The 6,630-nt window shown below is 61.5% G+C and carries 7 protein-coding genes; 3 read left to right on the top strand and 4 right to left on the bottom strand.

Going from position 1 to position 6,630, the window contains the following annotated elements:
- From AC19YQ_RS19480 to AC19YQ_RS19470, 3 genes are all read left to right on the top strand, one after another.
- On the top strand, positions 1 to 335 hold a 335-nt coding region (locus tag AC19YQ_RS19480; protein ID WP_500595710.1), incomplete at its 5' end, for an ABC transporter permease subunit.
- Between the two features lie 90 nt (positions 336 to 425).
- Positions 426 to 1,310 carry a homocysteine S-methyltransferase family protein gene (locus AC19YQ_RS19475; RefSeq protein WP_500595709.1) on the top strand — a complete coding sequence of 295 codons (885 nt, stop codon included), beginning with the start codon at positions 426 to 428 and terminating at the stop codon, positions 1,308 to 1,310.
- Between the two features lie 193 nt (positions 1,311 to 1,503).
- Positions 1,504 to 2,112 (top strand): dTMP kinase, encoded by a 609-nt coding sequence (locus AC19YQ_RS19470; RefSeq protein WP_500595708.1) that lies wholly within the window; start codon positions 1,504 to 1,506, stop codon positions 2,110 to 2,112.
- Positions 2,113 to 2,123: 11 nt separating this feature from the next.
- Here the strand turns inward: AC19YQ_RS19470 and AC19YQ_RS19465 are convergent, their stop codons facing one another.
- From AC19YQ_RS19465 to AC19YQ_RS19450, 4 genes are all read right to left on the bottom strand, one after another.
- Positions 2,124 to 2,786, bottom strand: coding sequence for a flavin reductase family protein (locus AC19YQ_RS19465; RefSeq protein WP_219261935.1), 663 nt, complete (start codon positions 2,784 to 2,786; stop codon positions 2,124 to 2,126).
- Between the two features lie 12 nt (positions 2,787 to 2,798).
- On the bottom strand, positions 2,799 to 4,301 hold the full coding sequence (locus AC19YQ_RS19460) for an amidohydrolase family protein (RefSeq protein ID WP_500595707.1): 1,503 nt from the start codon (positions 4,299 to 4,301) through the stop codon (positions 2,799 to 2,801).
- Positions 4,298 to 5,494, bottom strand: coding sequence for an amidohydrolase family protein (locus tag AC19YQ_RS19455; protein WP_500595706.1), 1,197 nt, complete (start codon positions 5,492 to 5,494; stop codon positions 4,298 to 4,300). The genes AC19YQ_RS19460 and AC19YQ_RS19455 overlap by 4 nt, the downstream gene beginning before the upstream one ends.
- 80 nt (positions 5,495 to 5,574) lie before the next feature.
- Positions 5,575 to 6,627 carry an extracellular solute-binding protein gene (locus AC19YQ_RS19450; protein ID WP_133079751.1) on the bottom strand — a complete coding sequence of 351 codons (1,053 nt, stop codon included), beginning with the start codon at positions 6,625 to 6,627 and terminating at the stop codon, positions 5,575 to 5,577.
- Between the last annotated feature and the right edge of the window lie 3 nt (positions 6,628 to 6,630).

The raw sequence follows: 6,630 nt of genomic DNA, 5'->3' as shown, positions 1-6,630 counted from the left end.
TGGCCGTGGCCCCCGGGCAACGCCAGGCAGCGATGGCGCTGGGGCTGTCGCCGACGGCGACATTCCTGCACATCATCCTGCCGCAAGCCATGCGCACGATTTTGCCGCCGACCACCAGCCAGTTCATCTCAATGCTCAAGGACTCCTCGCTGATTTCGGTGATGGGCGTGTGGGAAGTGATGTTTCTGGCGCAGTCCTACGGGCGTTCGTCGTATCGCTACATCGAAATGCTCACCACTGCCGCTGTTATCTATTGGTTGATGTCGATCGGGCTCGAACTGGTGCAGAACCGCCTCGAGCGCCACTACGGCAAAGGGTTCACACAGCAGCGCTGAACCTGCTTGTTTACGAACCTGTGGGTGTCAGTCATCAACAGGTTCAGCCAAATCTCACACATTCAGAGACAAGACATGAAGGAACGATCAATGGTTATTCTTGATGGTGGCATGGGCCGGGAGTTGCAACGTTGTGGCGCACCGTTCAGGCAGCCTGAGTGGTCGGCGCTTGCATTGAGCGAAGCCCCGGAAGTCGTGGTGGCCGTTCATGCCGCGTTCATAGAAGCCGGCGCTCAAGTCATTACCAGCAACAGTTATGCAGTGGTTCCTTTCCATATAGGTGAGGAGCGCTTTGCCAGTGAGGGGCTGGAACTCGCCTCGATTGCAGGCCGACTGGCACGCAAAGCGGCTGACGCCAGTGCCCGACCGGTCAAGGTCGCGGGTTCTCTGCCGCCGTTGTTCGGCTCCTACAGGCCTGATCTGTTCCAGCCTGAGCGGGTGACAGAAGTGCTCACGCCTCTGCTTCAAGGCTTGGGCGCGCACGTGGACCTGTGGTTGGCAGAGACCCAGAGTTCACTGGCCGAAGTGCAGGCGATCCACGCTCATCTGCCGTCAGACGGCAAGCCATTCTGGGTATCCTTTACCCTTCAGGATGAAGAGACTGACGGAGAGCCTCGCCTGCGTTCAGGCGAACCCGTGGCCGACGCCATCGAAGCGGTCGCAGGAATGGGGGTTGCCGCGGTGTTGTTCAACTGCAGCCAGCCGGAAGTGATCGGTGCTGCCGTGGATGTGGCGCGAGCCATTACCGAGCGTTTGGGTGCCGACATCGCCATTGGTGTCTACGCCAATGCCTTCCCGCCGCAACCGAAGGAAGCGACGGCGAATGACGGCCTGGACGAGCTGCGCGAAGACCTCGATCCCCTGGGCTACCTGGAGTGGGCCAAGGATTGGCAACACAGAGGGGCAAGCATGATCGGCGGATGCTGTGGTATCGGCCCGCAGCATATTGCCGAGCTCAAACGCAGCCTGAAGTGACCTGGCAACACGCCAGTGTTGAGTGAAAACCTGCACGGGCGCCGATGTCGATTACTATGCTCCGAGAGTATGGGCGAAGGGCGTCATTACTGGCTCATGCTCACGGGCCCTGCACTCGATTCGCCTGGTGGCGCCAAGCGTTGCCGGCGAACGGGTCGGGCAGACTGAAACGTACAACAATCGTTGCCTGAACATGAATCGTCCGCTGTTTGTTGCATTGGATGGGCCCAAGGGGACCGGCAAAACCACACTGCTGGAAGCCGTCACGAAAGTACTGAGGGCAGACAGCAAAAAGGTGATCCGGCTGTGCGAGAAAAAAAGCGATCCCTACCGGGGTGAAACAATGGCCCTCGTGAACAGGCTCGCCAGAGATCCGTGCCGGGATCTGGAGCTGGCCGTGTGTGAGCGCCTCGCTGACAGCCGAGCCTGGATAACCCGGCACGTGGTGACCAAACAGCCGCCAGACTGCATCATCCTGATCGATCGCTGGTACCCGTCTGATGCGGCGTTTCGCCGGATAGTCCCGTTTGCAGAAATCCTGCAGTTGAACATGAATCGAAACGTGCAAGTGCCAGACCTGCATGTCGGGGTCGTCACCGCCCCTGAAATGTCATGGGCGAGGGCGGCGGCACGGTCCCGCGGGCTGGGGAGTACGGTGATGCACGCGCTGCAAGAGCATGTCGCGAGCACGAAAGCATTCGAGCAGGCGGCGGCAGATCAGGGCTGGCTGTTATGCCGTAACGAAGGATCGATCGAAGACGCTACGATGCAGGTGGTTGCCGGGATCTATAGCGTCCTTTGACCCTCACAGACCTATTTGGCCTGTGGCCAAAACCGCACGCCACCGCCCGGCGCCTCTGTCCAGGCCTGTAGCGAACGCGTCGGCAAGTCGAAATAGTCCCGGGTACGGGCATACCCATGCCCGCCCATCCGCCCGATCGCATCAAGCCCCAACTGGTCGATGTACAGGGTGTGCGGGTCAATCAGCTCGTCCCGTACATGGGCCATCAGGACTTCGCCAAAGATGATTTCCCGCGATTGCCCGATGGACAGCGCCATCATCCGGCGACACTCCAACGCCACCGGGGCTTCGCCTATACGCGGGCATTTGACGGTGGTCCCGGCAATCGCCGTGAGCCCGGCGGCGGTCAGTTCGTCGAAACCGGGGGCGAAGGGCACGGCGCAGACATTCATCGCTTCCACCAACGCATCGCTGACAATATTGACGGTGAATTCCTGGTTGAGCTGGATATTGCGCGTGGTGTCCTTGGGGCTGAGGTCGCCGTAGTTCTCCACGCCCAGCGCCAGAATCGGCGGGTCGGCAGACAACGCGTTGAAGAAGCTGAAGGGGGCTGCATTGATACGTCCTTCGCCATCAACGGTCGTCACCAGCGCAATCGGTCGAGGCACCACGCTGCCAATCAGGATCTTGTATTTGTCGCGGGCACTCAGGGTGCTGAAGTCGAAGCTTTGCATAGGCACAAATCTCTAGAGAAGAGGATCGATCGCGCTGAGCGGGGCATGTGCGCTGTAGTTGTCGGCGTAGGGGATGGACGGTTTGAACAGGGTGTTCCAGTCCGGCTGGCCAAAGGCCCGGGAGCTGTGGCTGCGCATCAGTGTATCGAATTGTCGTTGGGCCTGGCGTTGCAGGGCAGGGTAGTCGGCCCCTTGGACCTGACCGTCATGCATCACGCAGCGCCCGTTGATGTAACTGGCAATGCAGTCATCACCGCGACCAGCCAGCACCAGGTTTTTCAGCGGGTCGAACAGCGGCCCTAGGTGCAGGCCACGCAGGCTGAACACGGTGATATCGGCCTTCGCCCCCGGGGCCAGACGGCCGATGTCGTCACGCCCCAAAGCCTTGGCGCCCCCCAGCGTGGCGGCGTTATACAGGTCCAGCGTGCTGGTCAACGATGCACCGCCTTCCATCAGGCGGGCGATGTTGAGTCCCTGGCGCATGTTCTCCAGCAAATCCGCTGGCCAGGTGTCGGTGCCCAGGGCTAAGTTGATCCCCTTGGCCCGGTAACGGCCAAACGAGTTCAACGCCTCGCCATCCCGGGCAAACACCACCGGGCAATGCACCAGGCTGGTACCGCCGTCCACCAGCCGTTGCAGGTCGTCATCACCCTCGGTGTAAATGCCGTGGGGCAGCAGACTGCGCGGGGTCAACAGCCCCAGTTGCTCCAGCCAGGCCAACGGCGAAACTCCGCGCAGTTGTTTGACCATCTCGACTTCGCCTAGCCCCTGGCAGCAGTGCAGCCGCATGGGCGCGTTCAGCGCCCGGCTCAGGTCGGCGGTCCGTTGCAGCAGCGCGGGCGTGCAGGTTTGAATGCGATCAGGCAGCAACGCCCCGCGAATCAAGCCGTCCTGTGCCCCGTCGAAATCATCGAAAAAGCGCACGGCCCCATCGAGCCCGGCCAGGCCTCGGGCTTCATCCCAGTGATGGGCCAGGGTTCCATCGGCGCGCCAGTAACTCATGCCGCTCATGTAGCAAGGCCCGAGGTACGTGCGCAGGCCCAGCTCAGCGGCCACACCCGCTACCGCAGCCATTTCATCGTAGGTCTCGGCCCACTGGCGGTAATACATCGAGGTGATCGGCATGGCCGTGGTGATGCCGTTGCGAATCAACTGAGTGAAGGCGTAGCGGTACTTGAAAACCTCTTCGTCCGGGCTGTAACTCTCCCGCGGACCGCTCGCCAGATAGTCCTCGGACCACATCCGGCCCATATCGCACTCATCGCCGTTGTCCAGGGTCAGCACGGTGGAGTCCAGGTCCCCGAGGGCATCCAGGTCGATGAAGCCCGGGCCGATCAACGCATTGCCATAGTCGATCCATTGATCCACGGGACCTGCATAACCGCGCCCGACAAAAACAATGCGCGCGCCTTCGAACACCACTTCGCCGTCGCGCCACAGCACGTGCTGCGTGCCGTCAAAGCCGACCACGCAGCTGCTTTTGAGGCCGACCGTTGCACGTGGCCCGCGCTTCACAGACGGCTGTCCAGCAATCGACCGCCCGAGGCGATCAACTCGCCGCCGCGATAGACCTGGCGTACCGGACGCGCCACCACCGCTTCACCGAGGGTTTGCACCGGCATCAACAGGAAGTCGGCCCGTTGCCCGATCTCCAGCCCGTAATCGACACAGCCCAGCGCTTGCGCGCCATTGACTGTGGCGGCGGCAAAGGCCGCTGCCAGTTCCTCGTCCTTGTTCATGTCAAAGCGGAACGCCAGGAGCATCGCCCGTTCCAGCATGTCACCGTTGCCCATGGGCGACCAGGCGTCGCGAATACCATCCGAACCCAGGCACACGTTGACGCCGGCTTCGCGCAACGCGAGGAACGGCGGGACCGCGCAATCGGCCGGGGCCGAACTCATCAGCGAAATGCCCAGCCTGGCCAGACGATCGGCCACCGGCCGGACCTGACTCCAGGGCAACATGCCCAGGCAATAGGCGTGGCTGATCATCACCCGGCCCTGACGCCCGTAGCGCTCGGTGTAATCGGCGATCAGCGCGATCTGCCACAGGCCCAGTTCACCTTTGTCATGCAGGTGAATGTCGACCCCACGGTCGAATTCGCTGGCCAGCTTGAACACGAAGTCGAGCTGGGCGAGGGGGTCGTTATCGATACCGCAAGGGTCGAGCCCACCGACGTTTTCCACGCCCAGCGCCATGGCTTCGCGCATCAGTTCGGCGGTGCCGGGGCGGCTGATCAGGCCGGTTTGCGGGAACACCACCAGTTGCAGGTCGATCAGGTCACGGTAGCGTTCGCGCAGTTGTTGCATGGCTTCTACATGACGCAGGCCGAAATCCGGATCGATGTCGACGTGGCAGCGCATGGTCAGCGACCCACGGGCAATGCAGTTTTCCAGAAGCGCACCGGCGCGTTCGGCGATGGGGCTCTGGACTTCGCGCAGTACGCGGCGTTCGTTGGCGATGTAATCCTTGAGCGTCGGCCCGGCGCTGTTCGAGTGCCAGGGCTGGCCCCAGAGGGTTTTGTCGAGATGAACGTGGCTTTCGACCAGAGCCGGGGTCAGGAGTTGGTGTTGGCCGTCAATATCGGTGGCGGTCAGCGCTGTGCTGGAGGCTGGACGCCGCTGCTTGAACAGGCCGTTCTCCAGAAGCAGGTCTTGGGCAGCAAGGCCGTAGGGCCGCACGTTGCGCAGCCAGCGGGGTTGGTTCATGGCAAACCTCTTGGATTTCTAGGGTGTTTGACGGGGCCTCTTCGCGGTCTTGCTTGCGAAGGCGGCCCCCTGGTTCTGGATCAGCCCTTGAGCTTGGACCAGATCCGGTCTTGCAGCTCCCGCGCCTTGTTGCTGCATTCCTTTTCAGGGCGCAGGCGCGAGGCGAACTCTTCGGGCATGTTGATGGCATCCATCACTCGCCATTTGGCGTCGATCAGGTTTTCGCTCTGAATGCCGTTGTCGTAGGCGATGGCATTGGACACGGCAGCGGCGTTTTCCGGCTTCATCATCCAGTCGATGAAGATCTTGGCGTTGCCGGGGTGTGGCGCGCTTTTTGGCACGGCGAAGTTGTCCTGGAACATCGCCAGGCCTTCACGGGGGTACACGTACTTGATGCTGCTCTTCTGCAGCGTGGCGCGGGCGGTGGAACCGTTCCAGTTTTGCATCATGATCACTTCACCAGAGGCCATGCGGTCCACGGTGTTGTCCGAGCTGTACATCTTCAGGAATGGTTTCTGTTTTTGCAGCAATTCCAGGATGCGCTTGGCGTCCTGGGGGTTTTCGGTGCATTCGTCGACGCCCAGGTAATGGCTGGCTGCATTGATCACGCTGCTGGAGGTGTCGAGGGCGGCGAGTTGGCCCTGGAGTTCCTTGCGCGGTTCGAAGAACTCTTTCCATGAGTCGTCCAGCTTGCCGCCGGGGACCCGCGCGCTGTCATAGGAAAACCCCGTGGTGCCCCACAAGTAAGGCGCCGAAAATTTGCGGCCAGGGTCGAAGCTCGGGTCGCGGAACGCCGGTTTGACGTACTGGAAGTTGGGCAGGGTCGGGGTGTCGATTTCCAGCAGCAAGTCCTGGTTGATCAGGGTGCGCATGATCGATTGCGACGGCACGATCACGTCATACGCCGCGCCACCGGCCTGCAACTTGGCGAGCAGGGTTTCGTTGCTGTCGTAGCCGTCCATGGTGACCTTGATGCCGGTCTCCTTTTCAAATTTGGCCAGCAGGTCGACCGGGTAGTAATCGGTCCAGTTGTAGAAAAACAACTCCTTGGGCTCATCGGCCTGTGCGGCAAAAACGGTGAAGCAACTGAGGGCCAGGCCGGCGACGCCGTAACCAAGACGTTTCAATTTCATGCT

This window comes from Pseudomonas sp. MF06569, assembly GCF_059862735.1.
Note: the sequence above shows the minus strand (reverse complement) of the source record. Positions and strands in the feature narration are given on the sequence as shown.